The sequence below is a fragment of the Antarcticimicrobium luteum genome (assembly GCF_004358185.1).
GTDB classification, from domain to species: Bacteria; Pseudomonadota; Alphaproteobacteria; order Rhodobacterales; family Rhodobacteraceae; genus Antarcticimicrobium; species Antarcticimicrobium luteum.
Window position 1 is genome coordinate 1 of record NZ_SMUV01000052.1, and the last position, 25,359, is coordinate 25,359.

Below are 25,359 nucleotides of genomic sequence, written 5' to 3' on the forward strand. Positions count from 1 at the left end.
GTGCGGCCTTGTCGATCTGGACGACCTCGGCGAGATAGCGGGAGAGCTCCTCGCGCAGGTCGTCGCGGGCCAGCGCGAAGGCCACCGTGGCCTGCAGGAACCCGGCCTTGGAGCCGCAGTCGAAGCGCTGGCCGCGGAACCGGTAGCCATAGACCGGCACGTCGTTCGCCAGATCCTCGGCGATCGCGTCGGTCAGCTGGATCTCGCCCCCCGCCCCGGTGCGCATCCGGTTCAGGTTGCGCAGCACCGAGGGGCCCAGAATGTAGCGCCCGATCACCGCCAGGTTCGACGGCGCCGTCCCCGGCTCGGGCTTTTCCACCATGCCGCGCGCCCGCACCACCTGGCCCATGTCCTCGGCCACGTCCAGCACGCCATAGGCGCTCGCCTTCTCCGGCGGCACCTCCATCGCGGCCACCATGTTGCCGCCGGTCTCCTCGTAGGCCTCGATCATCTGTTTCAGGCAGGGCGTCTCCGCCGCGATCACGTCGTCCGGCAGGATCACCGCGAAGGGCTCGTTGGCGATCAGACGCCGCGCGCACCACACCGCGTGGCCCAGACCCAGCGCCTGGTGCTGGCGCACATAGGCGATCTCGCCCGAGTCCATGTTGGTCGCCCGCAGCTCCTCCAGAAGCGCCGTCTTGCCCTTCTTCTTCAGCTGGTGCTCCAGCATCGGCGAATGGTCGAAGTAATCCTCCAGCGCCGACTTGCCGCGCGAGGTCACGAAGATGAATTCCTTGATCCCCGCCGCCCGCGCCTCGTCGATCGCGTATTGCACCAGCGGACGGTCAACCAGCGTCATGATCTCCTTGGGAACCGACTTCGTCGCCGGCAAGAACCGTGTCCCCAGACCCGCGACCGGAAAAATCGCCTTCGTCACTTTCTTGCGCATGAAATCCTCAATTCAAATACTGTCCCCCGCCCCGGCGGTACCAAAATCTCCCCGCCGGGTTCCCGATGTGTAGCCCCCGGCCCGCCGCGACGCAATCGCCCCGCCCGCGGGCCCGGCCGGGTCGGCCTTTTCCCGCCCGCTCAAAACCCGCTCACCGATCCCGGCGAAACAGGTTTCCGATGGTCTGGAACACCAGGTCGAAATCGTAGCAGACGCCCTGATGGCGCTGATAGATCAGGTCCAGCCGCGCCTTCATCGGCACGCAGACGCGGGAATAGACGGCGTCGGTTTCTTCCGGCGTCTCGCAGCGCGCCAGCAGCGCCGCCTCGTGCCGGTGATAGGCGATCGAGGCCAGCCCGGTGACCCCGGGGCGCGATTTGAGCACCTCGGCGTAGATCTCCGGGTGGCGCTCGACATATTCGCGCAGCGGCGGGCGCGGCCCGACAAAGCTCAGATCGCCGCGCAGGATGTTCCACAGCTGCGGCAGCTCGTCCAGCCGCCGGGCGCGCAGCCAGACCCCGGTGGGGGTGATGCGCGCCGCCTTGTCGCCGCCCGAGACCCCGGTATCGGTCTGCACCACGCGCATGGTGCGCAGCTTCCACAGCATGAAGGGCTCATCCACCCCCTTCATCCGCTCGGCCACATAGAACAGCGGCCGCCCCTCTTTCCACAACAGCCAGAGCAGCAGCCCCAGCAGGACGGGTCCGAGGATCCCCACCAGCAGCGAGGCGAAGACCAGATCGAAGATGCGTTTGCGCCAGGTCATGGGGCCGGCTTTTGCGCCAAAGCCCGCCATTCGGCAACCAGCTTCTCCGCCGTCCCGGCCGCCGGGTCGAGGGCGACCAGCCGCCCCAGCGCCGCCACGTCCAGCGCCACCTCCGGGATCGCCCCCGCCGGTGCCGGGCGCGGCGTCCAGACCAGACCGGCCGCGTCGAGCAGCGCGCCCATCTCCACCGTGCCGGGCGCGGCGATGTTGAGACAGCCCGGCAGATCGCCGCGCCGCGCCGCGCGGCCGGCCAGGGCCGCCAGCACATCCGCCAGGCTCGCCGGGCCGATATAGCTGCGCCGCGGCGTGCGCCCGTCGGCGAAGCGGTCAAGCGTGAAACCCGGCCGCCAGCCGCCGAGGATCGCATCGGCCCCGGCCACATTGCCGATCCTGAGCGATGTGACGGGAACGCCCAGCTCCGCCCCCAGGGCGGCGGCGCGGATCTCCATTTCCGCCTTGGCGCGGCCGTAGTCATTGACCGGGGCAAGCCGGGCGGCTTCGGACAAAAGCCCGCCCTGGGCGCCGTAGACGGCGGCCGAGGAGGCCAGCAGCACCGGCGCCCCGGCCCCGCTGTTTCCTTTTGCGCCGGCGCGCACCGCGGCCAGCCCCAGGGCGGCATTATCGCCCAGATCGGCCCCCCGCGCGGCCGCCGCCGGGGTGACGCCGGCCAGGCACAAAATCGCTGCCGCCCGTTCCGCCGCCGCCGCCAGCGCCGCCGAATCGCTCAGCGGGTCGAGCCGCAGCCAATCCGCGCCCTGGTCCGCGACCCGGGGCGTGGATTGGGGCGCGGATTGGCCGGTTTGCGCGTCCGGGCGGGCCTGCCACAGCCCCTGCCCCGCGGGCCAGCGCCGGCGCAGCATCGCGCCAAGCCGCCCGGTGGCCCCCAGCACCAGAATCCGCGGAAAATCCATCTTCGTTCCTCCGCACCTTGCCGTAACGGTTGACCGCCCTCAGGCTGGCAGTATCTTGCACCCGGGAAATTGCAACGGTTTTCCAACGATACGGATTTCCCTGAACGGACAGGCCCCAGGCATATGCGCACAGCTCTCAACCTTCTCGTGATCCTGGGGCTCGTCGCCCTCACCGCCGGCTGCACCGCCCGCGGCCGGCTGCCCGGCGGTGCCCCGGTGCGCGAAGAGGTGCTGCGCCAGTCCTCCGACGAGACCCCGGAGTTCGCCGTCTACGAGGTCACCCGCGCGTTTCTGCCGACGGTGGCGCAATGGCCGGCCACCGGGCCGCAGGAACGGCTGGGCTGGATCGGCACCAGCCGCGGCCCCGGCACCCAGATCATCCAGCCCGGCGATCTGCTCACCATCCGCATCTGGGACAGTTCCGACAATTCGCTGCTGACCGCGCCCGAGCAGAAGGAGACCAGCCTGGAGGCGGTCAAGGTCGCCGCCAACGGCACCATCTTCGTGCCCTATGTGGGCGACATCACCGTCACCGGGCTGACCCCGGACCTGGCCCGGGCCGAGCTGCAAGGCGCGCTGGAGGCAATCGTGCCCTCGGCCCAGGTGCAGCTCAACATGGCCGAAGGGCGGGCCAATTCAGTCGATCTGGTCGGCGGCGTCGGCCGCCCCGGCAGCTATCCGATGCCCGACCGCAACTATACCGTGCTCGGCCTGCTGGCCGCCGGCGGCGGGGTGAACGAAAGCCTGGTCAACCCGCAGATCCGGCTGATGCGCGGCGGCGCCATCTACGGCACCTCGGTCGACACGCTGCTGAACAATCCCCGGCTCGACACCCGCCTGCGCGGCGGCGATCAGGTCTTCGTCGAGGCCGACACCCGCTATTTCCTCTCCTTCGGGGCCTCGGGCACCGAGGATCTGCACCGGTTCCGCAAAGACGATGTCTCGGCGATGGACGCGGTCGCGATCATGGGCGGGGTGAATGACAGCAAGGCCGATCCGCAGGGGCTGCTGGTGCTGCGCGAATATCCCGACACCGCGGTGCGTCCCGGCCAGCGCGGGCCGCGCCAGACGCGGGTGGTGTTCACCGTCGATCTGACCAGCGCCGACGGGCTGTTCTCGGCGCGCAACTTCCTGATCAACCCGGGCGATCTGGTGGTGGCCACCGAATCGCCGATCAACGACGCGCTGACGATCTCCAACATCATCGGCAACTTCTTCGGGGTGTTCAGCCGCGCCGGTGTGCTCTGACCGGAACCGGGGCCGGACCGGGCCCCGGTCCGGCGTTTCGTCTCAGCCCAGCAACCGGGCCAGATACTGTCCGTAGCCGTTCTTCTTGAACAACTCGGCCCGCGCCGCCATCTCCTCGGCCGAGATCCAGCCCTGCTGATAGGCGATCTCCTCCGGGCAGCCGGTCTGCAGGCCTTGGCGTTTTTCCAAGGTGCGCACGAAATTTCCGGCATCGAGCAGGCTGCCATGGGTCCCGGTGTCGAGCCAGGCATAACCGCGGCCCATCCGTTTCATGGTCAGGAGGCCGTCGGCCAGATACAGTTCCAGCAGCGTCGTAATCTCCAGCTCGCCGCGGTCCGACGGGCGCACCGCACGGGCCCGTTCGGGCGCGCTGCCATCCAGGAAATAGAGCCCGGTCACCGCATAATTCGACGGCGGCACCGCCGGCTTCTCGATAATCGCCCGGACGGCGCCGTCGGCGTTGAAATCGACCACGCCATAGCGCTCCGGGTCCGAGACGTGATAGCCGAAGACGGTGCCCCCCACGGCCTGCCGGTCCGCCTCGGCCATCAGGTCCGGCAACCCGTGGCCAAAGAAGATATTATCGCCCAGCACCATCGCCGAGGGCGCGCCGGCCAGGAACTCCTCGGCCAGGATATAGGCCTGGGCCAGACCGTCGGGGCTGGGCTGTTCGACATAGGTGAGCGAGATGCCCCACTGGCTGCCGTCGCCGAGGCTGCGTTCGAACTGCGCGCGATCCTGCGGCGTGGTGATCATGCAGATCTCGCGGATCCCCGCCAGCATCAGCACCGAGATCGGGTAATAGATCATCGGTTTGTCATAGATCGGCAGCAGCTGTTTCGACACCCCCATGGTAATCGGATAAAGCCGCGTGCCGGAACCGCCGGCAAGAATGATACCTTTGCGTTTGGTCATGTGACTGCGTCCAACTCCTTCAGAATACGTGCCAACCCGGCCTTCCAGTCCGGCGGGTCGATATTGAAATCGCGTTGGATCCCGGTGCAATCGAGCCGCGAATTGAGCGGCCGGCGCGCCGGGACCGGATAATCGGATGAGGGAATGCCGCTGACCGCCACCGCGCGGCCCGCCTGCGCGAAAATTTCGCAGGCGAAGTCCTTCCAGCTGACCGCCGGGACCCCGCCGTAATGATAGGTGCCCCCGGCCTGGCCGCCGCCCATCGCCGCCGCCATCTTCAGCAGGGTGGCGGCGATATCGGCCGCCGGGGTCGGCCCGCCGATCTGGTCGTCGACGATGCTCAGCGCGTCGCGGGTCTCGGACAGCCGCAGCATGGTCCGAATGAAATTGGTGCCATGCGCCGACACCACCCAGGAGGTGCGCAGGATCGCGTGGGTGCCGCCGGCGGCCCGCACCCCCTCCTCGCCCGCCAGCTTGGAGCGGCCATAGGCGTTGAGCGGCGCCACCGGTTCCTCGGGCCGCCAGGGCGCCGTGCCGGAGCCGTCAAAGACGTAATCGGTCGAGATATGCAGAAACGGCACGCCTTTTTCGGCGCAAGCCCGCGCCATGGCCGTGGGGGCGGCGCCGTTGATCACCGTGGCAAGCGCCTCGTCCTGCTCGGCCTTGTCGACGGCGGTATAGGCGGCGGCGTTGATCACCGCGGTGGCATCGCAGGCGCGGATCGCTTCGCCGCAGGCCGCGGGATTGGAGAGATCGGCCTCGGCCCGCGACAGGAACCGCGCCTCCGGCGCCAGACGCTGCAGTTCGCGCGCCACCTGCCCGGTCTGGCCGAAGACGAGCAGGCTCACGCCGTCACTCCCAGCCGCTTGCCGACGCCGGCGCGGTCCTGCAGCGCCCGCCACCAGGCCTCGTTGCCCAGATACCACTGCACGGTGCGCCGCAGCCCCTCCTCGACCGTCACGCTGGGCCGCCAGCCCAGCTCGTCGCGGATGCGGGTGGGATCGATCGCATAGCGCGCGTCATGGCCCGGCCGGTCGGTGACGAAACTGATCTGATCGGCATAGGAGCCCGCCGGTTTCGGCCGCAGCTCATCGAGAATGCCGCAAAGCGTCTGCACCAGCTCCAGGTTGCTGCGCTCGTTCTCGCCGCCGATGTTGTAGGAGCGGCCCACCCGCCCCCTTTGCAGCACGGTCAGCAGCGCGTCGGCGTGATCCTCGACATAGAGCCAGTCGCGCACGTTCGAGCCGTCGCCGTAGATCGGCAGCGGCTTGCCCGCGAGCGCATTGAGGATGATCACCGGGATCAGCTTTTCCGGGAAGTGATAGGGCCCGTAATTGTTCGAGCAATTGGTCAGGACGACGGGCAGCCCATAGGTCTCGTGCCAGGCCCGCACCAGATGGTCGGAGCTGGCCTTGGAGGCCGAATAGGGACTGCGCGGATCGTATGGGGTGTCCTCGGTGAATTTCACCGATCTGTCGGCGGGCAGCGAGCCGAAGACCTCGTCGGTCGAGATATGGTGGAAGCGGAACCCCTCCGGCCGGCCCTTGTCCTCCCACAGCCCGCGGGCGGCCTGCAGCAGGTTGTAGGTGCCCATCACGTTGGTCTCGATGAACACGCCGGGCCCGTCGATCGAGCGGTCCACATGGCTCTCGGCGGCCAGATGCATCACCGCGTCGGGGCTGTGCCTGGCGAAGGCCGCCTCCACCGCCGCGGCGTCGCGGATATCGACCTGCTCGAAGGCATAGAGCGGGCTCGCGGCGACGCTGGCGACATTGTCGAGACAGGCGGCATAGGTCAGCGCATCGAGGTTGACCACCTCATGGCCCTGCGCCACGGCCTGGCGCACCACCGCCGATCCGATGAAACCGGCCCCCCCGGTAACAAGAAGTTTCATGATGTCTTACCCTTCAAAAACGAACGGGCTGTCGAACGCCGCAAAGCTCTGGGCGGCGGCATCCTTGCCCGACAGCATCGCATCGCCGGTGAGACCCCAGTCAATACCGATATCCGGATCGTCGAAGCGCACCGCCCCGTCGCACTCGGGCGCGTAGTAGTCGGTGCATTTGTAAAGGATCTCGGTCTCCGGCTCCCGGGTGACAAAGCCGTGCAGAAAGCCCGCCGGGATCAGCATCTGTTTGCCGTTCTGCGCGCTCAGCTCCACACCGAACCAGCGCCCGTAGGTCGGGCTGCCGCGGCGCGCATCCACCGCCACGTCATAGAGCCGCCCGCGCCCGCAGCGCACCAGCTTGGCCTGAGCATGCGGCGGGGCCTGGAAATGGAGCCCGCGCACGGTGTTCGGGGCGGCCGACAGCGAATGGTTGTCCTGCACGAAATCCAGATCGAGCCCCTGTTCGGCCATCCGGCGCCGATTCCAGCTTTCGGAAAAGAACCCGCGGGCGTCGCCGAACCGGTCAGGGATCAGAATTTTCAGGCCGGAAATAAATGTCTCTTCAATCTGCATGGAATTCAAACTCTGTTTCAGTGTCACCGCCCTCAGCGCCGGGGCCGGGAGCGGGCCAGCGCCCCCCCGCATCGCACCGCCGGTCTAACGATCTGGCGTCACGAGGCCAACTTAAAACATTCACCGTTCCCGACGTTTCCCCACCCAGCCCAGAAAGGCCGCGTCGGGGCTGCGCAGCCGCGGCGCGCCGGAGCGCGCCCAGACCGCGCGCCAGTCGGCCTCCAGCGCATAGACGTCCCAGCCCGGCATCAGCACCCGCGCCCGCTCCAGCGCCGCTTCGCTCAGCCGCGGCGGGGTCGCCGGCGCCTCGATCATCCGGTCCCTGGGGGTGAAGCGGATCAGGTCGCCGTCGAGTTCCTCCATCGCGTAATCGGGCAGATGATCGGCCGCGATCATGTCGCGCAGCATGCGCCGGAACACCCGGCGCGGGCTGGCCGAGCCGGATTTCTTCAGCAGCGTCTCGACCGAGACGGTCCAGCCCTCCTGCCGGCCGCAATGCTTGCGGGTCAGCTCGTAGATGCGCCGCTCCAGCGGCTTGCGCAGCCGGAAGTAGTCGCGCGACAGCGTCAGCACCGATTTCGACAGCACCGCGCGATAGAGCCAGTCGCTGAGCGTGACCGAGACCGAAACCATGCGCCCGCCGCGCGTCTTGCGCACGATCTCCCAGGCCTCGATCAGGCCAAAGCCGCTGGTGGTCTCCTGCGCGCCGGTAACGATATTGGTGGTGATGCGGGTGCCGGCCAGCCGCTCAAAGGCCTCGCGCAGCCGCCGGTAGGCATCCCCCGAGGTCTCGCGGTTGGTGGCCATCAGCAGATCATGCGCCTTCAGATGCAGCGTGCGGCTGACCTGCCGGCCGGCGTTGATCGCCGCCATCAGCTGGCTGATGCAGAAGATCAGGATGTCCTTGTCATGGATCGTGGCCAGCCCCTTCACGCTCGGGGTCACGGTGATCTCCACCCCGTTGTGGGCATAGGACAGGATCCTCCGGTCGGGCCGGGTGGCGAGCGAGAACAGCGGATGTTCCATGCTGGCCAGATCGTCCTTGGGAATCGCGTCGAAGATATCGCAGAGGAAGAAATCCCCCTGCCGGTGACGGTCGGGCAACAGCCCCCCTGCCCCGCTGCTGATCGCACTGCTCATGGTCGGTTTCCGACTCGCGTTTTATCGTGGTTTCAATGACGCCCAGCCTAGGGTTATCCACAGGCTGCCGCAACGGGGGTTCGGAATCGGATGATCGGGGGTTCAGAGTCGGATCATCGGGGGTTCGGATTCACAACCGCCCCCAGAGATCGCCGAAAGCCCTTTGTCAACAGCGTCTTATCTGGCAGGCTGTGACTGCGTAACTATAAAATAACACAAAAATAACAGAGCAAAAAAATCAAGACGCCCGGCTCCCCGCCCGCGCGCCCGGAGCCCACCCCCTGAATTTGCTTAGAAAAAAAGGTATTGTGCGCCTTTTGCTTCCATGTGCGGCGTTTTGTGATATTCTGCCAAAAACACGGCATATCGAGCGGTTTTCTTTATGGCAAAAGACAGCGCGGCGCTGCCGCCCTATTTCAACATCGATCCCGACGCGGCGCTGGAGGAGCTGGACAGCGCCACCGACACCGCCGGTTTCGCCGCCATCGCCGAGGCCTGCGCGCGGGGGCGGGCCGATCTGGCCAGCCGGGGCATGGACGAGGCCGGGCGCAAGCAGCTGCGGCTGTTCTCCACCTGGGAAATCACCCGCTATCTGATCCCGGTGGCCAGCGCCCATTTCCGCCGCGTGCTGAAACAGAACCCCGAGCTGCCGCAGGGCCGGTCCGAGACCGAGGGCGGCGCCAAATGGTTCTCGCTCGACGAGGTGCTGCGGCTGCGCGCCTTCTTCGCCGCGCAGGGGTCCAAGGCCAAGAACTACCTGCCCTACCGCCCCGAGGGGCTGCCGGCGAAACTCGTCGCGGTGGCCAACTTCAAGGGCGGCGTCGGCAAGACCTCGACGGCGGCGCATCTGGCGATGTCGGCGGCGCTCGACGGCTACAGGGTGCTGGTGATCGATCTCGACAGCCAGGGCTCCATGACCTCGATCTTCGGCGGCACGGTCGAGGATGAATGGCGCACCGCCTTTCCGCTTCTGGCCCGCCACTACGGCGAGCATCTGCGCGCCGACAACCAGCGCCGGCTCGACCGGGGCGAGGCGCCGCTGCCGCTCGACGATACCCTGGGCGCGGCGATGGACATGACCGCCGGGGACGTGATCCAGTCCACCCATTGGCCCAACATCGACCTGATAGGCGCCCAGTTGAACCTCTACTGGGCCGAGTTCCAGATCCCGGTCTGGCGGATGCAGGCGCGCGGCTGGAAGCTGTGGGATGCGCTGACCGACCGGCTGGCGGCCGACGGGGTGCTGGAGCGCTACGACGTGGTGTTCATCGACACGCCGCCGGCGCTGGGGTACCTGACCATCAACGGGCTGGCCGCGGCCGACATCCTGCTGGTGCCCTTCGGCGCGTCCTTTCTCGAGTTCGATTCGACGGGGCGCTTCTTCGACATGCTGCATTCCACCTTCGCCTCCATCGAGGAGGGCGAGAACATCGCCGCCCGCGCGCTCGGCCGGCCCGGGCTGGCCTTCGAATGGGACGCGGTGCGGGCGGTGATCACCCGGTTCGACGGCGCCCAGCAGGGCGAGCTCTCGGCGCTGATCCAGGCCTATCTGGGCCGCACGCTGTCGCCGCACCGGCAGGATTTCACCGCGCTGATCGGCCAGGCCGGCGAGCAGGTCTCGGGCATCTACGAGGCCGATTACCGCGATTTCAACCGCGAGACCTACGCCCGCGGCCGCGAGACCTTCGACGAGACCTATGCCGCCTTCAAACGCCTGCTGACCGGTGTCTGGCGGCGCGAGGAGCGGGCAATGCGAGAGGCCGAAAAGGCAGAGGCCGCCGCGCGCCCCGTTGAGCCGGGCTTAACCGCAAGCTGACACAGCCGGCGCGACAAGGAGACAGGACATGGCGAAACGCAGGCGACTGACCCCGGCCCAGGCCCATTACCTCGAGTCCGCGCCGGTGCGCCTCACCGGTCCGGGAATCGGCGCCGACGCGGGCACCGCTTCCGCCCCGATCGCTCAGGTCAGCGGCGACGCCTCGGCGCGCGCCGCGCTGGCCGATCTCGCCGCCGAAGTGGAGGCGGCCCGCGCACAGGGTCTGATGCTGGAGCTTTTGCCGCTCGGTGCGATCGACATCGGGCATCTGGTGCGCGACCGCATGGTGCAGGACGAGGACGAGATGACCGCCCTGATGACCAGCCTCGAGGCGCGCGGCCAGCAGACGCCGATCGAGGTGGTCCGCCTGCCCGATCCGCAGGGCGGCCGGACCCACGGGCTGATCTCCGGCTGGCGGCGGCTGACCGCGCTGACCAGACTCTATGAACGGACGAACGACCCGCGCTTTGCCTCGGTCCGCGCGCTGGTGGTCGATCCCGGCAGCGCCCAGGCGGCCTATGTGGCGATGGTCGAAGAGAACGAGATCCGGGTCAACCTCAGCCATTACGAGCGCGCCCGCATCGCCCTGCGCGCGGTGGAGGAGGGCGTCTACGACAGCCGCCGCGCGGCGCTGCTCAGTCTCTACAACGCGGCGCCGCGCGCCAAACGCTCCAAGATCGGCAGCTTCATGGCGCTGGTCGAGGCGCTGGACCCGGCGCTGCGCTTTCCCACCGCGATTCCCGAAAAGCTGGGGCTGGCCCTGACCCGGGCGCTGACCGAGGATCCGGGCCTGGCCCCGCGGCTGACTGCGCGGCTCGCTGCGGCGCAGGCAGGCAGCGCCGAGGCGGAACTGCGGATCCTGGCAGAGGCGGCGGCTCCCCCTGCCCCGGTCCTGAGCCCCGAAGTGCCCGCCGAAGTTTCTGCCGAAGCATCCGCCGAACCATCCCCTGATCCGCGCCCCGGGACGGCCCGGGAAAAAGACTCTAAATCAGGATCAGAGACAGATATCAGCGACACCTATACGGGGCCGCTGCCCTCTGCGCCGCGCTCGGTCCTGGCCGCGCCGGGGGTGCAGCTGAGGTTTGACCGCGCCCGCGGCCGGATCGACCTGAGCGGCGAGGGCGTGGATCAGAGCCTGTTCGAGGCGCTGCAGCTCTGGCTCGCGCAGCGGGACGACTGACAGGTCAGACTCTCTGCCGTTCTGTTTCGCGCGCGAAACCTTTTGCGGTCATGTCCCCGGAGACGGGATTTTGCCGTGAAATCGGTGGCCGAAAATAGGTCAGTAATAATTACCTATTGTTTCGTGCGCGAAACATCGCATGCCCCATCTTCCGGGCTGTCTCCTGTGCCCCGGCGGCTCACAGCCGGTAATAGTCCCGGTACCAGGCGACGAAGCGGCGCAGCCCCTCCTCCACCCCGACCTTCGGCGCATAGCCGGTCAGCTCGGTCAGAAGCCGGGTATCGGCCCAGGTGGCCGGCACGTCGCCGGGCTGCATCGGGTGCATCACCATCGACGCCTCGCGCCCGCAGGCGGCCTCGATGGCGGCGATGAACTCCATCAGCGCGGTGGGCTTGCTGCCGCCGATATTGACGATGCGGAACGGCGCCACCGGGCTGAGGCTGTCCTGCGCCGAGACCGGCGTGTTCCCCGGCACCGCCCCGGCCAGCCCGAGGATGCCGTCCACCAGATCGTCGATATAGGTGAAATCGCGCTGCATTTTCCCGTGGTTATAGACGTCGATCGGCTCGCCGCGCAGGATCGCGCGGGTGAACTTGAAATGCGCCATGTCCGGCCGGCCCCAGGGGCCGTAGACGGTGAAGAAGCGGAACATGGTGGTGGGCAGGCGATAGAGATGGGCATAGGAATGCGCCATCGCCTCGGTCGCCTTCTTGGTGGCGGCATAGAAGGACATCTGCGTATCCGCCTTGTCCCGCTCGCCATAGGGCATGTCCGTGTTGGCGCCATAGACCGAGCTGGTCGAGGCCAGCAGCAGATGCCCGGGCGGATGCGCCCGTGCCGCCTCCAGAAGCTCGAAGGTGCCGATCAGATTGGCCTCGACATAGTCGCGCGGCGCCTCGATCGAATGGCGCACCCCGGCCTGGGCGGCCAGGTGGATGACCAGGTCTGGCGCCGCGTCCCGCATCAGGGTCTTCAGCCGGCCGGGATCCTCCAGCCTGCCGATCACCGGGGTGAAGTTCGGATCGGTTTCCAGCAGCGCGTGACGCCGCCGCTTGAGCTCGACGTCATAGTAATCGGACAGGCAATCGAGCCCGGTCACCTGCCAGCCCTGGGCCAGCAGCCGGGCGCAGAGATGATAGCCGATGAAGCCGGCCGAGCCGGTGATGAGGGCGCTGCGCATGGCGCCTTGGTGGCGCAGCGGGGCGCGGCTGTCAAACAGGTTCGGCGGCGGCGGATCCGACGCGGATTTGACACCGGCGCCGAATTGTGAGTTTTGCGGCGTCAATGCCTGGTCCCGATAGTCAAAACCGGTCCCTTCAGGCAGGCAGGCAAGCAAGAGGCGCACGCCCCGTGAGTGAAGAGCAGATCCGAGAGCCCCAGAGCCTGGTGGCGGTGGTGGTCACCTACAACCGGCTGGACAAGCTCAGGGCGGTGCTGGCGCGGCTGCTGGAGAGCCCGCAGGCCGAGCTGCAGGCGGTGGTGGTGATCGACAACGCCTCCACCGACGGCACCGGGGCCTGGCTGGCGGCACAGCCCGACCCCCGGCTGGTGGTGATGACGAGCGCCGAGAACCTGGGCGGCGCCGGCGGCTTCGAGACCGGCATGCGGCTGGCCTCCGAACGCTTCGATCCCGACTGGATGGTGGTGATGGACGACGATGCCCGCCCCGCCCCCGGCGCGCTGGCCGCCTTTCACGCCGCGGACAAGACCGGCTGCGACGCCGTCGCGGCGGCGGTCTATTTCCCCGACGGGCGCATCTGCGAGATGAACCGCCCCTCGCGCAACCCGTTCTGGCACGGGGGCGCCTTCCTGGGCACCCTGCTGCGCGGCCGCGGCGGCTTTCACATCGCGCCGGACGATTACCGCGGGGAGGGGCGCTGGGTCGATGTCGCCTCCTTCGTCGGGCTCTTCGTGTCGCGCGCCGCCATCGGACTGGCGGGGTATCCGGACGGGCGGCTCTTCGTCTATGGCGAGGACGGCATTTTCACCCTCGCGCTCAGCAAGGCGGGCGGGCGCATCCGGTTTGCACCGGCCATCGCCTTCGAACACGATTGCTCGACGCTTCAGGGCGGCCAGTTCCGGCCGCTGTGGAAGGTCTATTACTATCACCGCAACCTGTTGTTCCTCTACCGCATGGCGGCGGGGCGGCTGTTCTGGCCGGCGCTGCTGATGGTGCTGCCGAAATGGCTGCTGAAACTGTGCCACCATCCGGGCGAGCGGATCACCTTCCTGCGCCTGCTGGGCCGGGCGGTGGCCGACGGGCTGCGGGGCCGGGCGCACCGCCCTCATGGAGAGGTGCTGGCGCTGGCCGGGGCCGCGCTCCCCGGCGACTCGCCGGGCGGGGAGCCTAGCGGTTCAGAATCTCGCGGTGATAGCGCCCCATCAGGATGAGCCCCATCGCCAGCAGGGCGAGCGAGACCCCCAGCACGTAGACATGGCTGACGTACGAGGCGGTGTAGGTGGCGTAAAAGCCGGTCCGCATCAGCCCGGTGATATGCAGCAGCGGGTTGTACCACAGGATCTCCTGGGCCAGCGGTGGCATGGTGTCGTAGAGAAAGAAGACCCCGGAGGCGATGAAGAGCGGCCGGGTGATGATCGACCAGATCGTCTCCCACAGCGGAAACAGCCCCATGATGGCGCAGTTCATCATCCCCACCCCCAGTCCCAGCAGCATCGCCAGCCCCATCGCCTCGACCGCCGGCGGCAGGTTCAGAACGGTGCGGCTGTCGATCACCGCCAGAATGCCGGCGATCAGCAGGATGGTCACCAGAATCCCGGTCAGGCTGTTGAGCAGAAACCGGGCCAGCACCGCGTCGAGCCAGGTGACGGCGGGGTATTTCAGCAGCGGCTTGGAAAAATTGATCGCCTTGCCGATCGTGTTTGCCAGTGTCTGATACAGGTCGAAAGGCATGTAACCGGTGGCGTAGAACAGGATGAAACTGGTTCCCAGCGGCGGGGTGCGGATCACCAGCGAGAAGCCCACGCTCAGCACCAGGATCGCGCCCAGGGGTTCCAGGATCGCCCAGGCATAGCCGCCCGGGGTGCGCCCATAGCTGGTGGACATTTCGCGCAGGATCAGCGCGAACACCGTGCGCAGCGTCGCAAAGCGGCGCGGGCCGGCCTGGGCGGGGGGCGGCGCAGAGGGCTGGGCGGGGAGCGCCGGGGGGGGCAGGGCGGCCATTGAAAAAGCGTTCCGATACTGGCGTTTATCCTGGCTGTTATGTAAGAAACAGGAAAGAAGATCAAACGGCTTCGCGCCGGGACAGGCCGCCATGAACGACAAGACATCCCTTGCCGATCCGTCTTCGGAGGCAGAGGCTCCTTCGGAGCTCGACATGCCCGCCGGGGCGCAGGCCCTGGCCCGCGCGAAACCGGGCGGACGCACAGGCCGGAAAACCGGCCGGAAAAACGCCGGAAAGGCGGGCAAGTCGGGGATGGCGGCCGAGCCCGCCCCGGTGGCGGTGCAGCCGATCGCGCGGCCGGCCCGGCTGAAGAAACGTCACTGGGGGCTGCTGGCCAGCTTCGTGCTGATTGTGCTGGCCCCGCTGGTGGCGACGGTCTTCTATCTCTGGACCCAGGCCAGCGATCAGTACATGTCGACCACCGGCTTTACCGTGCGCAGCCAGGAAAGCGGCGGCGCCACCGAGCTGCTGGGCGGGCTGGCGCAATTCGCCGGCGGTTCGACCGCCTCGGACAGCGACATTCTCTATGAATTCATCCAGAGCCAGGAGATGGTCGAGGCGGTCGATGCCCGGATCGACCTGCGCGCCCATTACGGCGCGCCCTGGCCCGGGGACTGGGCCTTTGCGCTCTGGCCCGACGCCACGCTGGAGGATCTGGTCTGGTACTGGCAGCGCATCGTCGGCATCTCTTATGATTCCGGCACCGGGCTGATCGAGGTGCGGGCCCAGGCCTTCGATCCGGAAATCGCCCGGGCGGTGACAACCGCCATCCTGAGCGAAAGCCAGGACCGGATCAACGCGCTGAACAACCAGGCGCGCGAGGATGCGATGCGCTATGCCCGCGACGATCTGGACAAGGCCATCGCCCGGCTGAAGGGCGCGCGCGAGGCGCTGACCCGGTTCCGCACCCGCACCCGGATCGTCGACCCGGCGGCCGATATCCAGGGCCGCATGGGGGTGATGAACAACCTGCAGCAGCAGCTGGCCGCGGCGCTGATCGAATACGACCTGCTGCGCGGCACCACCGGCGACACCGATCCGCGTCTGACCAAGGCGCAGCAGCGCATCGACGTGATCCGCGACCGCATCCGGATCGAGCGGCAGACCTTTACCAGCGAGAACACCGATACCGGCGCGGTGGGCGAGGATTACCCGACCCTGATCGCCGAGTTCGAGAGCCTGAACGTGGACCTGCAATATGCCGAGGAAACCTATCGCGCGGCGCTGACCGCGCTGGAGGTGGCGCGCGAGGACGCCGCCCGTCAGAGCCGCTATCTGGCCACCTATATCAAGCCGACCCTGGCGCAGGAGGCGGAATATCCCCAGCGCGGGATCCTGGCCGGGCTGATGGGGCTGTTCCTGCTCTTGATCTGGTCGATCGGCGCCCTGATCTATTACTCGATCCGCGACCGGAGCTGAGCGCGGCAGAGGAGAGCCTGGGGGCATGATGAGACAGAAACCTGCGCCGCAGAGTCTTTCGGGCCTGGCGCGGCACGCCGCCGCCGGTCCCCGGCGGGCCGGAAGGGGGCGCCGGTGATCCGGTTCGAGCACCTCACCAAGAGCTTCCGCCTGCGCGGCGAGCGCAAGGTGGTGATCGACGATCTGAACCTGACCCTGCCCACCGGCAAGTCGCTGGCGCTGCTGGGGCGCAACGGGGCGGGCAAGTCGACGCTGCTGGAAATGATCGCCGGCACCATGCGCCCGGATTCGGGCCGCATCGTCACCGACGGCTCGATCTCCTGGCCGGTGGGGTTCGGCGGCTCGTTTCACAAGGATCTGACTGGCGCCGAGAACGTGCGCTTCATCGCCCGGATCTACGGGGTGGACACCGACGGGCTGCTGGATTTTGTCGAGGATTTCGCCGAGCTGGGCAAATTCTTCTACATGCCGGTGCGCAGCTATTCCTCGGGGATGAGATCGCGGCTGACCTTCGGCGCCTCGATGGGGATCCATTTCGACACCTATCTGGTCGACGAGGTGACCGCGGTGGGCGATGCCAGCTTCAAGCGCAAGAGCCGCGCGGTCTTCGCCGACCGGATGCAGACCTCGAGCGCGATCATGGTCAACCACTCGATGGGCCAGATCCGGCAGTTCTGCGATGCCGGCATCGTGCTGGAGAACGGCCAGATGCAGTATTTCGACGACCTCGAGGAGGCGATCGCGGTGCATGAGGCGATCATGGCGGCCTGATACGGCGCCCCGGCGCCCCGGCCCCGGCCGCCGTTGCATTTTCATCGCCGCCCGCGCGCCCCGTGCCGGCGCGCGGCGATCGGGAGTTGCGCCGCCGATCCCGGCTCCAGTAAGAGGGCGGCGGCGCGGCCGCCCCGGCGGCGTGCGCCGGCAGATCACCGGCAGATCAGAGGACACCGACACATGCAGGACCAGGCCCCCCCCCAGGCAGTGACCACCTTGCAGAGCCTGATCTGGCCGGAACAGGGGATCTGCACCGAACGCGATCTCTATGTCCGCCTGAGCGGGCCCGCGGGCCTGTCGGAGCGCCGCCACGAGCTGCGCTTTGCCGTCGGCGGGCGGGCGCTGTTCGACACCTGGTTCAACCTGTTCAACATCGGCAAGTGGCGGCAGCAGTGCGGATTGCGCGATCTGCGCCTGGCGCTCGAGGGCGAGGGGCGGTTCGAGCTGGCGGTGATGCTGGCCTTTCCGCACCGCTCCTGGGAGCGGATCTGCAACGATGTGATCACACTCGATCCCGAGGCGCCCTTTGTGCTCGACCTGTCACCGCTGCTGGACCTGGAGGCGGGCCAGGGGGTGATCTTCTTCGAGCTCATCGCCCTGGAAGAGGGGCGGCTGAGCGGGGCGCAGTGGCAGACCGCGGAGGCGCCGCGGCGGACCCCCGAGCTGATGCTGTCGATCACCACCTTCAGGCGCGAGGCGGCGGTGGAGCGCACGGTGCGCCGCTTCGAGACCTATATCGCCGCATCGCCGCTGAGGGATCACATCCGCCTGACCGTGGTCGACAACGGCCAGAGCGTAGAGATCCCCGAAAGTTCCCATGTGACGGTGATCCCGAACGAGAACCTGGGCGGGGCAGGGGGGTTCTCCCGCGGGCTGCTGGCGGCGCGCGACAGCGGGGCGAGCCATTGCCTGTTCATGGATGACGACGCCTCGGTGCATATGGAGAGCCTGGACCGCACCTGGCGGATGCTGGCCTATGCGACCGATCCGGCCACCGCGGTGGCCGGCGCGATGATCAACGCCTCGCACCGCTGGGCGATCTGGGAGAACGGGGCGCTGTTCGACAGCCGCTGCCTGCCCCAGCACATGGGCACCGACCTGCGCAATACGGGCCAGAGTTTCGCCATGGAATTCGACACCACCGGGCCGGCGCCGGACAAGCTCTATGGCGGCTGGTGGTATTTCGCCTTTCCGGTCGACAGGGTGGCGCATCAGCCGTTCCCCTTCTTCGTGCGCGGCGACGATGTCAGCTTCAGCCTGGTGCATGAGTTCAACATCGTCCGGCTCAACGGCGTGGTCTCCTTCCAGGACAGTTTCACCGACAAGGAAAGCCCGCTGACCTGGTATCTCGACCTGCGCAGCCACATGGCGCACCACCTGAGCCTGCCGGAGATGGAGATCGGCGCGCTGCGCACGCTGAAGATCGCGGTCTGGTTCTTTCTGCGCAACCTGCCCAGGATGCATTACGAGACGCTGGCGGCGATCAACTTGGCGCTGGCGGATGTGATGAAGGGGCCCGAGTTCTTCGACGCCAACGCCGACATGGCGCAGCGCCGCGCCGACCTCAAGGCGCTGACCAGGCAGGAGGCCTGGACGGCGGCGCCGGGGCATCTGCCTGAAGAGCGGATCCGTAGGGCGCCGCGGGGGCGGCTAATGCGGACGCTGATGAAACTCACCCTGAACGGCCATCTGCTGCCGTTCTTTTCCCGATGGGGCGGTCGCATCGTGCTGCGCGCCGAGGATCGCGGCAAGGTCGGCTGGAGCTGGGGCGCGGCCGAGATCACCTATCTCAGCGCCGATCGGCGGCAATGCTATACGGTGCGCCATTCCAAGCGGGCGTTCCTGCGCGAGGCCGCCCGGTTCACCGCGCTGGCGCTGGCCTTCCTGCTGCGCTATCCGCGGCTGCTGACACGCTACCGCAAGGGCTATGAGCAGATGACCGGCGAGGGCTACTGGCGGGCCAAGCTGAGGATGGAAGGGGCCGGGGCGGAGGGGTCCTGAGGGGCATCTTCGCCCGTATCAGAGCCTGAAAAAGACTCTGAAAAGGGTCTGCGAAGACACGAAGACACCGGGGGCGGCCGACCGCCCGTGTCACGAAAGGCGCATGAAACCTATTTCGCCTGCGCCGCGCGCGCCTTTTCCTTTTCCTTTTGCTTTTCGTGATCGGCGATGATCCCGGCGATCAGGGGGACGATGTAGTCCGTCATCAGCCGGTCGCTGTCGGCGGGCAGAGCCATCCTGGCCAGCGGCGCGTCCGGCCCGGGCAGGGGGTCGGAGAACAGCGTATCGCGGTCGAAATAGCGCTGCGCGATGGCGCGGTTGCCAGCCTCGTATTCCGCCATCAGGGCCGTCCGCTGGTCATGCGGCATCAGCCGCTCGGACTGCTTCGATCCGCCGGTCAGGGCGCGGTCGATCTTGGCGCAGACGGCGGTCAGCCGGCCGCGGTAGCCGGTCTCCGCCGCGTCCAGCGGCAGGCGGCGCATGAATTCCGAGATCTGCGGTGAAAAGCTTTCGTTGATATGGGCCGCCGGCGCGAATCCGGTGCGGTCGGTCAGGCCGATGCGGTCGCAGAAGGCCTCGATCGGGCCATCGGGCATCTGCCCCTTCTCGTGGATGTTGAGGATGATGTTGTCGCGCCCGAACAACCCTTCGAGATGGCGCACATAGCGGTCGTAGTGGATCCAGTGGAAATCCCCGCGCATGTCCATGAACTCATCGAAGGTGCAATGGCTCAGCTTCTCGTTCCACTGCCACTTGATGTTCTGGAAGAACCAGCTTTCCAGCCAGATGTCCTGACGGCGCAGGGTGAAGACGACCTTGACGTCGAAGCTGTCGCGGAACTTGGCCAGCACGCCCAGGTCGCGGCGCATGCAGATATCCTCGTCGCTCAGGATCAGCGTGTGGATGTCCTGCGGCTGCTTGTCGGCGCGCTCGGTGAGGATCCGGGCGACGTTTTCGACCTTCCGGGTCCCGTTGAAGATCTGGTTCATCAGTTTCAGGTGCCGGCGGACCTTGAGCGGGTAGAAAAACCCTTTTTGTTTCAGCGGCTGGAAATTTTCGAAAAGAAAGGCTTGCAGGGCCGAGGTGGCGGTTCGGTGGGCGCCGATGTGAAGAATGAGTCTACGTGTCAACTTGAAGGCCTCTGGTCACTTGAATTCGCGGAACGCGGCCGCGTCCTCTTGACCGGTTCCTTACCCCCATTTCCGGGGAAGGATCAAAGCAAAACATGTCTGACCCGCCGTGTTTCCGGCCCCTGCGCCCCCGCGCATCGCCGGCCGGAGCACCCGGATCAAAGAAGGGTGGCGGCGCCGGATCGCATGCACTAAGACCGGCATGACTGCATTTCCAAGGCCGGCCATGATCAAGACCCTCGTATTTCACATCGGCGACCCCAAGAACGGCTCCTCCTCGATCCAGAAGGCGATGCAGGCAAGGGCCTGCCGGTCCAAAGGGGTCCGCTATGTCAGCCAGCCCGAACTGAACGCCAGCGCCCTGGCCAATGCGATCAACCCGAACAAGGGCACGCCGGAGAAGCGCCTGACGCGGCGCCGGAAGCTGTTCTCGGAAAAGGCGGAATGGGCCCGGACCAATGACGCCGATCTGGGTCTGATCTCGGCGGAATTCTTCAGCTCGGTGCCGCCCAAGGCCCTGATCAAGGCGCTGGATGAATTCATGCCGCAATATACCGATACCGCGCGGATCATCGCCTATGTGCGCCCACATGCCGGGCGGGCGCTGTCGGGCTATGCGCAGCGGGTCAAGACCGGCACCGAGCTGGGCACCCTGGATCAGAGCATCGCCGGTCAGCGCGAACGCCGGATGCTGAAGTATGCGCCGCGCTTTCTGCGCTGGCATGAGGCCTTCGGCGACCGGTTCACCCTGCGCCCGTTCCTGCGCGAAGAGATGCGGGACGGCGACGTGGTCAGCGATTTCTTTCATACCGCGTTGCAGGGCGCGCCCTTCAGCCTCGAGGCGATCCCCAGCACCAATGAATCGCTCGCGCTCGAAGAGGTGGCGGCGATGCGGCGGGTACAGGGGCGTCTGGTCGCCGACGAGGTGCCCGACTTCCTGCGGCTGTCGCTGGGCGGCGCCATCGGCCGCGCCCTGGCCGGGCAGCCGCGGCGGTATCGGACCAGGATAGTGTTGAGCCGCGCCCATGCGCAGGCGCTGCACGCGCTGTTCCTCGAGGATGCGCAACAGCTGGATCAGGTGTTCTTCGGCCGGTCGCTGATGGTGGCGGCGCTGGAGGAGGCGGTCGGGACCGGCGCGGCCGAAGGGCAGAGCCTGGAGCCGCTCGATTATTACTCCGAGGCGCAGCTGCAACGGATGGAAGACATCGCCGGCGAGATCGCCGCGCTGGTCAAGGCCGAGCCGCGGGGCTGGCGGCTGGAGTATCAGCGCCGCACCGGCCAGCGGCAGGACCGGATCGAGGACCAGAAGAAGCCGCAGGTGCTGCGTCAGAACGCGGCCCGGGTCTGGACGCTGCTCGACGAGCTGGTCAGGGAACTGGCCCCGGCGACGGGGACGACTGAGGAATAGACGCCCGGGGGGGCCGGGCGCGGGAACGGGGACGGATTGCGATGAATTTTCTCATGGTTGGCGCGGGGCTCTCCGGCGCGGTGATCGGGCGGCATCTGGCCGAGGCGGGGCATCAGGTCACCGTGGTCGACAGCCGGAGCCATATCGGCGGCAATTGCCATACCGAGCGCGACGCGGACACCGGGGTGATGGTGCATGTCTATGGGCCGCACATCTTTCACACCGACGACGCGGAGGTCTGGGAGTATGTCAACGGGTTCGAGACCTTCCTGCCCTACAAGAACCGGGTGAAGACCACCTCGCGCGATCCCGAAGGCGAGCTCGGGGTGTTCTCGCTGCCGGTGAACCTGCACACCATCAACCAGTTCTTCCGCAAGACCCTGCGCCCGGACGAGGCGCATGATTTCATCACCGGAGAACAGGCCGATACCAGAATCGCCGATCCGCAGACCTTCGAGGAGCAGGCGATGCGGTTCGTCGGCCGCGACCTCTACGAGGCCTTCTTCAAGGGCTACACGATGAAGCAATGGGGCTGTCACCCCTCCGAGCTGCCGGCGAGCATTCTCAAGCGGCTGCCGGTGCGCTTCAACTACGACGACAACTATTTCTTTCACAAGTTCCAGGGCATGCCCGAGAACGGCTATACCGCGCTGATCGGCAAGATCCTCGATCATCCGGGCATAACGGTCCATTTAGAGACTGTTTTCGACCGGAGCCAGGCCGGCGATTATGACCATGTGTTCTATTCCGGCCCGCTGGATGGCTGGTTCGGCTACGAGCTGGGGCGGCTGGGGTATCGCACGCTGGATTTCGAACGCTTCACCTATGAAGGCGATTACCAGGGCTGCGCGGTGATGAATTACGGCGAGGTCGATGTGCCCTATACCCGGATCACCGAGCACAAGCATTTCGCCCCCTGGGAAAGCCATGAGGGATCGGTGCTCTACCGCGAGTTCTCCCGCGCGGCAGAGCCGCAGGACATCCCCTATTACCCGATCCGCCAGGTCGCGGAAAAGGCGCTGCTGTCCGACTATGTGACGCTGGCCGAGGCGACCTCCGGCGTCACCTTTGTCGGCCGTCTGGGCACCTATCGCTATCTCGACATGGACGTGACCATCCGCGAGGCGCTGGACACCGCGCGCCGGTTCGTCGCCTGTCTGGACAAGGGCGAGACGGCCCCGGCGTTCTTCACGGCGCCGCTGTGAGGCGGGGGCGGACAGCATGATCGTATCCGACACGGAAAAATTCGTCTTTATCCACAACCCGAAATGCGGCGGGATGAGCAGCCACAACGCGCTGCTGAAATATGACACGCGGGACAATTTCTTTTTCGAGTGGAAGACGGTGAATGACGCCGGCAAGGTCATCGACATGGCCCATATCACCCCGTTTCAGATGCGCAGGTTCTTTCCCAAAGCCTTCCGCGAGGTGCGCGATTACCTGAAGTTCGCCTTTGTCCGGAACCCCTATCACCGGTATCTCTCGGCGGTCTCGCAGCATCTGAAACTGGGCACACCCCATATGCGCGCCGCGGTGCTGGCCGATCCGGAGGCCTTTTATCGGGTGGCGGCGAGCTTTGCGGTCACTGCCCTGCAGCCGCATCCGGTGGAGAACGATCACAGGCTGGTGCATTTCCGCCTGCAGTGCAATTTCGTCAATCTCGACGGGCACCGATGGGCCAACCACGTGTTCCGGCTGGAACACCTCGAGAGCATGCAGGGCACGCCGGTGGCGGGCTGGTTGCCGGACATGGCGCGGCAGCGGGCGAACCCGACCGAGGGGGGCGCGGTCGCGGACGGCTATGAGGTGGCGCGGCTGGGCTCCGAGGCGATCGCGGCGCTGAACGAATTCTACGCCCGCGATTTCGAGGCCTTCGGCTACGACCGGGTGTGAGGAACGGCGGACCGGTGCCTCAGTCGGTGCCTCTGTCGCCGCCTGAGGCGTCGTCGGGGTGGCTCCTGGAGAGCATGTCGGCAGAGGTCCGGGCCCAGGCGGTGACCTGACGCATCTGGCCGGCATCCAGATGCCGGGCCGCGTCGATCGCCTGCGGCTCCGGGATCGCGCCCTCCAGGGCCCGGCGCAGGGCGGTCTGCATGGGGCTGTCGGTGAAGAAGTCCCGGTCCAGCGCGGCGGCATCCTCGTGATAGGTGGCGAGCACGTCTTCGGCGAGGCTGCGGTGCAGGGCCAGCCTGGTGCCGCCGGGGTGAGCCGGGCTGGTCAGGGCCTGGGCCAGTTTCAGGCCGAACCGTTCCTGCAGCCGGGGCGGCAGGCCAAGGTCGCGGGTGGTGAGGTGAAAGTGCCGCACAACCGCCAGATCCTCCAGTGTGGGCGAGCTGTTCTTCTCCGCCGCCGGCGCCAGGGAGAACGGGCGGTCGTCCAGGATCTGCTGGAAGAAGTCCGCCACCACATCCGAGCGGAACAGAAGATCGCGGATCATCGGACGCACCGTCAGGCGGCTGCCGAAGACGTCGCGCCATTGCCACAGTCGCGGATGATAGAAAAACCCCCGCTGGTGGGGGCGGTTCAGCGTTCTGGTCTTGCGGTGCAGCTCTTCGAGGTCGCCCAGAAACAGCCCGTGTTTGACGCGTTCGGCATAGCCCGAGATCAGCCGCTCCGCATGTGGGCGCACATAGAAGACGATCCGGACGTGATCGGCGAAGTCCGGGAAATATTCCCGGATGCAGGCCTCCAGGGCCCGCGGGTCGACATATTCGAATTTCTCCGCGGAGATCACGGTGACATCGGCCCCGATGGTGCGCATGTGGTCGGCGACGCGGGTGAATTGCTTGTGTTTCCTGCGTCTCTTCGTCTTCGACGGCAGCAGCGCGTCGGCGAGGGAGCCGTGCTGGCCGCGGGTCTTTTCGGGCCCTTCTTTCGGGCTGATGCCGGGGTAGAGGATGCTGCAGCCGGCGCAGTCACAGCTCTTGCTTGCCAGAGCCGACTGGATCGCCGTGCTGCCGCCCTTGAAACTGCCGGTGTGGAAGACGAGCCTGGGGTGCATGGGGGGCCTTTCCGAGGGCGGTGAAGCAGCGGCCGGGTCAGGACCGGTGCGAAGGGGGGGACAGCTGTGCGATCAGCCGCAGCAGGTCTTGCGGGTCGAGGGACGGGGGGGCCAGCCGCGCCGGGCGGCCCTGGGGCACGGGCGGGAAGAACGCCTCGACGGCGATGCCGCTTCCTGCCAGCGCGGTGGCGTTGTCGTCGTGAAAATGGGTCCGCAGGATCTCGGCCTGTTCCGAGGAGAGCTGCATTTTCCGTCTGGTATCCGCCGCCGCCAGAAGATGGCTGAAGGTGGCGGCCAGTTTCCGGGCCTTGACCCGCGGCAGGGCGGCGGCCTGCGTCCCGGACTCGAGCAGGTTGAGCTGGCGCATGAATTCGACGGCGCGGTAATCGAGCCCCTCGTTCTCGGGGGGCTCGGGGGTCATGGCGGCGGTGTCCGCGCCGATCGTCCGGAGAAAGTCGAAGAACAATTCCCCCTCGGGCCAGACCTGCGGATCGAAGGGCCGCACGATGACCTTCTCCGACCCGAAGACGGCGCGCCAGGGGGCCAGCCTGCGGCCGAAATAGAGATCCTTCGCATCGGCATGGTCGGCAAAGTCGAACGGCCGGGTGCGCCCGGCCTTGATCCCCTCCTGATAGGCCGAGAGGAAATAGGCGTCCTGGCGCCGGATATAGGCGATGACGGAGATATCGAAGCCGGGGAACTGCCGCTTCAGCCAGCGGATCTTTTCCTGCCCCATGGCGGTTTCGCCGAACCCTTCCGAGGAGAGGAGCAGCGTCTCGAACGCGCCGTGCTCGAGCCGGCCTCGCAGGGTCGGAAAGGCCTCGGTCAGGGTTGCCCGTTTTTTCGGCACCAGCCAGGACAGGGTGCGCCCGGGCACGGCGGCGGCCAGCGGCGCATGCTGCCAGCGCTGCATATAGGGGGCCTGCGGATCGTAGGGGTAGAGAATGCCCTGCTCTGCCAGCGCGCCGGCATTGCGGGCCAGGGTCTTCTGCAGGCTGGTCGAGCCGGTCTTGTTGAAACCGATGTGAAGAAAAAGCCGTTTCAAGTCCGACCTCCTAGTCTCGGGAAATCCTGGCGGACGCCGTGGCCGGCGGGGACATGCGGGTCCGGCTCTGCGC

General features: G+C 67.1%; 23 protein-coding genes. 10 read left to right on the forward strand and 13 right to left on the reverse strand.

The features are described from left to right. The 3 genes from galU to E1832_RS04870 form a co-directional block, all read right to left on the reverse strand. The coding region (galU, locus tag E1832_RS04860; RefSeq protein ID WP_133358608.1) for a UTP--glucose-1-phosphate uridylyltransferase GalU at nucleotides 1-889 on the reverse strand (889 nt) is incomplete at its 3' end. A gap of 151 nt (nucleotides 890-1,040) precedes the next feature. Next, the gene (locus E1832_RS04865) at nucleotides 1,041-1,655 is read right to left on the reverse strand and encodes a sugar transferase (protein WP_133358609.1); all 615 of its coding nucleotides are present in this window, start codon (nucleotides 1,653-1,655) and stop codon (nucleotides 1,041-1,043) included. Further along, the gene (locus E1832_RS04870; RefSeq protein WP_133358610.1) at nucleotides 1,652-2,566 is read right to left on the reverse strand and encodes an NAD-dependent epimerase/dehydratase family protein; all 915 of its coding nucleotides are present in this window, start codon (nucleotides 2,564-2,566) and stop codon (nucleotides 1,652-1,654) included. The genes E1832_RS04865 and E1832_RS04870 overlap by 4 nt, the downstream gene beginning before the upstream one ends. A gap of 123 nt (nucleotides 2,567-2,689) precedes the next feature. On the opposite strand from E1832_RS04870, the gene E1832_RS04875 reads away from it, so the two are divergent. Continuing rightward, a complete protein-coding gene (locus E1832_RS04875) occupies nucleotides 2,690-3,814 on the forward strand; it encodes a polysaccharide biosynthesis/export family protein (RefSeq protein ID WP_133358611.1) in 1,125 nt (374 codons plus the stop codon). Between the two features lie 42 nt (nucleotides 3,815-3,856). Here the strand turns inward: E1832_RS04875 and rfbA are convergent, their stop codons facing one another. The 5 genes from rfbA to E1832_RS04900 form a co-directional block, all read right to left on the reverse strand. Next, entirely contained in the window at nucleotides 3,857-4,729 is an 873-nt protein-coding gene (gene rfbA, locus E1832_RS04880; RefSeq protein WP_133358612.1) for a glucose-1-phosphate thymidylyltransferase RfbA, read from the reverse strand. Further along, nucleotides 4,726-5,577 carry a dTDP-4-dehydrorhamnose reductase gene (rfbD, locus tag E1832_RS04885; protein ID WP_133358613.1) on the reverse strand — a complete coding sequence of 284 codons (852 nt, stop codon included), beginning with the start codon at nucleotides 5,575-5,577 and terminating at the stop codon, nucleotides 4,726-4,728. Before rfbD ends, rfbA begins: the two co-directional genes overlap by 4 nt. Next, entirely contained in the window at nucleotides 5,574-6,623 is a 1,050-nt protein-coding gene (rfbB, locus tag E1832_RS04890; RefSeq protein WP_133358614.1) for a dTDP-glucose 4,6-dehydratase, read from the reverse strand. Before rfbB ends, rfbD begins: the two co-directional genes overlap by 4 nt. A 6-nt stretch (nucleotides 6,624-6,629) precedes the next feature. Continuing rightward, on the reverse strand, nucleotides 6,630-7,190 hold the full coding sequence (gene rfbC / locus E1832_RS04895; protein ID WP_133358615.1) for a dTDP-4-dehydrorhamnose 3,5-epimerase: 561 nt from the start codon (nucleotides 7,188-7,190) through the stop codon (nucleotides 6,630-6,632). A 120-nt stretch (nucleotides 7,191-7,310) separates the two neighbouring features. Next, nucleotides 7,311-8,330, reverse strand: coding sequence for a replication initiator protein A (locus E1832_RS04900; RefSeq protein ID WP_133358616.1), 1,020 nt, complete (start codon nucleotides 8,328-8,330; stop codon nucleotides 7,311-7,313). 382 nt (nucleotides 8,331-8,712) lie between these two features. Here E1832_RS04900 and E1832_RS04905 point away from each other — a divergent pair, with 382 nt between their 5' ends. Next, nucleotides 8,713-10,146 carry an AAA family ATPase gene (locus E1832_RS04905; protein WP_133358617.1) on the forward strand — a complete coding sequence of 478 codons (1,434 nt, stop codon included), beginning with the start codon at nucleotides 8,713-8,715 and terminating at the stop codon, nucleotides 10,144-10,146. A gap of 28 nt (nucleotides 10,147-10,174) precedes the next feature. Next, nucleotides 10,175-11,326, forward strand: a complete 1,152-nt coding sequence (locus E1832_RS04910) for a ParB/RepB/Spo0J family partition protein (protein ID WP_133358618.1) — start codon at nucleotides 10,175-10,177, stop codon at nucleotides 11,324-11,326. Nucleotides 11,327-11,504: 178 nt separating this feature from the next. On the opposite strand, the gene E1832_RS04915 is transcribed toward E1832_RS04910, so the two are convergent. Beyond that, a complete protein-coding gene (locus E1832_RS04915; protein ID WP_133358619.1) occupies nucleotides 11,505-12,506 on the reverse strand; it encodes an NAD-dependent epimerase/dehydratase family protein in 1,002 nt (333 codons plus the stop codon). 170 nt (nucleotides 12,507-12,676) lie between these two features. Between E1832_RS04915 and E1832_RS04920 the strand changes: the two genes are divergently transcribed. After that, nucleotides 12,677-13,717 (forward strand): glycosyltransferase, encoded by a 1,041-nt coding sequence (locus E1832_RS04920; RefSeq protein ID WP_245513830.1) that lies wholly within the window; start codon nucleotides 12,677-12,679, stop codon nucleotides 13,715-13,717. Here the strand turns inward: E1832_RS04920 and E1832_RS04925 are convergent. Then, a complete protein-coding gene (locus E1832_RS04925) occupies nucleotides 13,674-14,507 on the reverse strand; it encodes an ABC transporter permease (protein WP_133358621.1) in 834 nt (277 codons plus the stop codon). The genes E1832_RS04920 and E1832_RS04925 overlap by 44 nt on opposite strands. Before the next feature lie 91 nt (nucleotides 14,508-14,598). On the opposite strand from E1832_RS04925, the gene E1832_RS04930 reads away from it, so the two are divergent. From E1832_RS04930 to E1832_RS04940, 3 genes are all read left to right on the forward strand, one after another. Next, entirely contained in the window at nucleotides 14,599-15,927 is a 1,329-nt protein-coding gene (locus tag E1832_RS04930; RefSeq protein ID WP_245513832.1) for a KpsE/RkpR family capsule polysaccharide export protein, read from the forward strand. Nucleotides 15,928-16,041: 114 nt separating this feature from the next. Beyond that, the gene (locus E1832_RS04935; protein WP_133358622.1) at nucleotides 16,042-16,698 is read left to right on the forward strand and encodes an ABC transporter ATP-binding protein; all 657 of its coding nucleotides are present in this window, start codon (nucleotides 16,042-16,044) and stop codon (nucleotides 16,696-16,698) included. Nucleotides 16,699-16,881: 183 nt separating this feature from the next. Then, entirely contained in the window at nucleotides 16,882-18,702 is a 1,821-nt protein-coding gene (locus E1832_RS04940; protein ID WP_133358623.1) for a glycosyltransferase family 2 protein, read from the forward strand. Nucleotides 18,703-18,812: 110 nt separating this feature from the next. On the opposite strand, the gene E1832_RS04945 is transcribed toward E1832_RS04940, so the two are convergent. Continuing rightward, nucleotides 18,813-19,832 carry a hypothetical protein gene (locus tag E1832_RS04945; RefSeq protein WP_133358624.1) on the reverse strand — a complete coding sequence of 340 codons (1,020 nt, stop codon included), beginning with the start codon at nucleotides 19,830-19,832 and terminating at the stop codon, nucleotides 18,813-18,815. Nucleotides 19,833-20,058: 226 nt separating this feature from the next. Between E1832_RS04945 and E1832_RS04950 the strand changes: the two genes are divergently transcribed. From E1832_RS04950 to E1832_RS04960, 3 genes are read left to right on the forward strand one after another with little or no spacing between them, the layout of a single operon-like run. Continuing rightward, nucleotides 20,059-21,240 (forward strand): hypothetical protein, encoded by a 1,182-nt coding sequence (locus E1832_RS04950; protein ID WP_133358625.1) that lies wholly within the window; start codon nucleotides 20,059-20,061, stop codon nucleotides 21,238-21,240. A 41-nt stretch (nucleotides 21,241-21,281) separates the two neighbouring features. Then, nucleotides 21,282-22,445, forward strand: coding sequence for a UDP-galactopyranose/dTDP-fucopyranose mutase family protein (locus E1832_RS04955; RefSeq protein WP_133358626.1), 1,164 nt, complete (start codon nucleotides 21,282-21,284; stop codon nucleotides 22,443-22,445). Nucleotides 22,446-22,461: 16 nt separating this feature from the next. Beyond that, a complete protein-coding gene (locus E1832_RS04960) occupies nucleotides 22,462-23,133 on the forward strand; it encodes a sulfotransferase family 2 domain-containing protein (RefSeq protein ID WP_133358627.1) in 672 nt (223 codons plus the stop codon). 19 nt (nucleotides 23,134-23,152) lie between these two features. On the opposite strand, the gene E1832_RS04965 is transcribed toward E1832_RS04960, so the two are convergent. Continuing rightward, a complete protein-coding gene (locus tag E1832_RS04965; RefSeq protein WP_133358628.1) occupies nucleotides 23,153-24,241 on the reverse strand; it encodes a hypothetical protein in 1,089 nt (362 codons plus the stop codon). Between the two features lie 37 nt (nucleotides 24,242-24,278). Beyond that, nucleotides 24,279-25,286, reverse strand: coding sequence for a type 2 periplasmic-binding domain-containing protein (locus E1832_RS04970; protein WP_133358629.1), 1,008 nt, complete (start codon nucleotides 25,284-25,286; stop codon nucleotides 24,279-24,281). Nucleotides 25,287-25,359 lie beyond the last annotated feature (73 nt).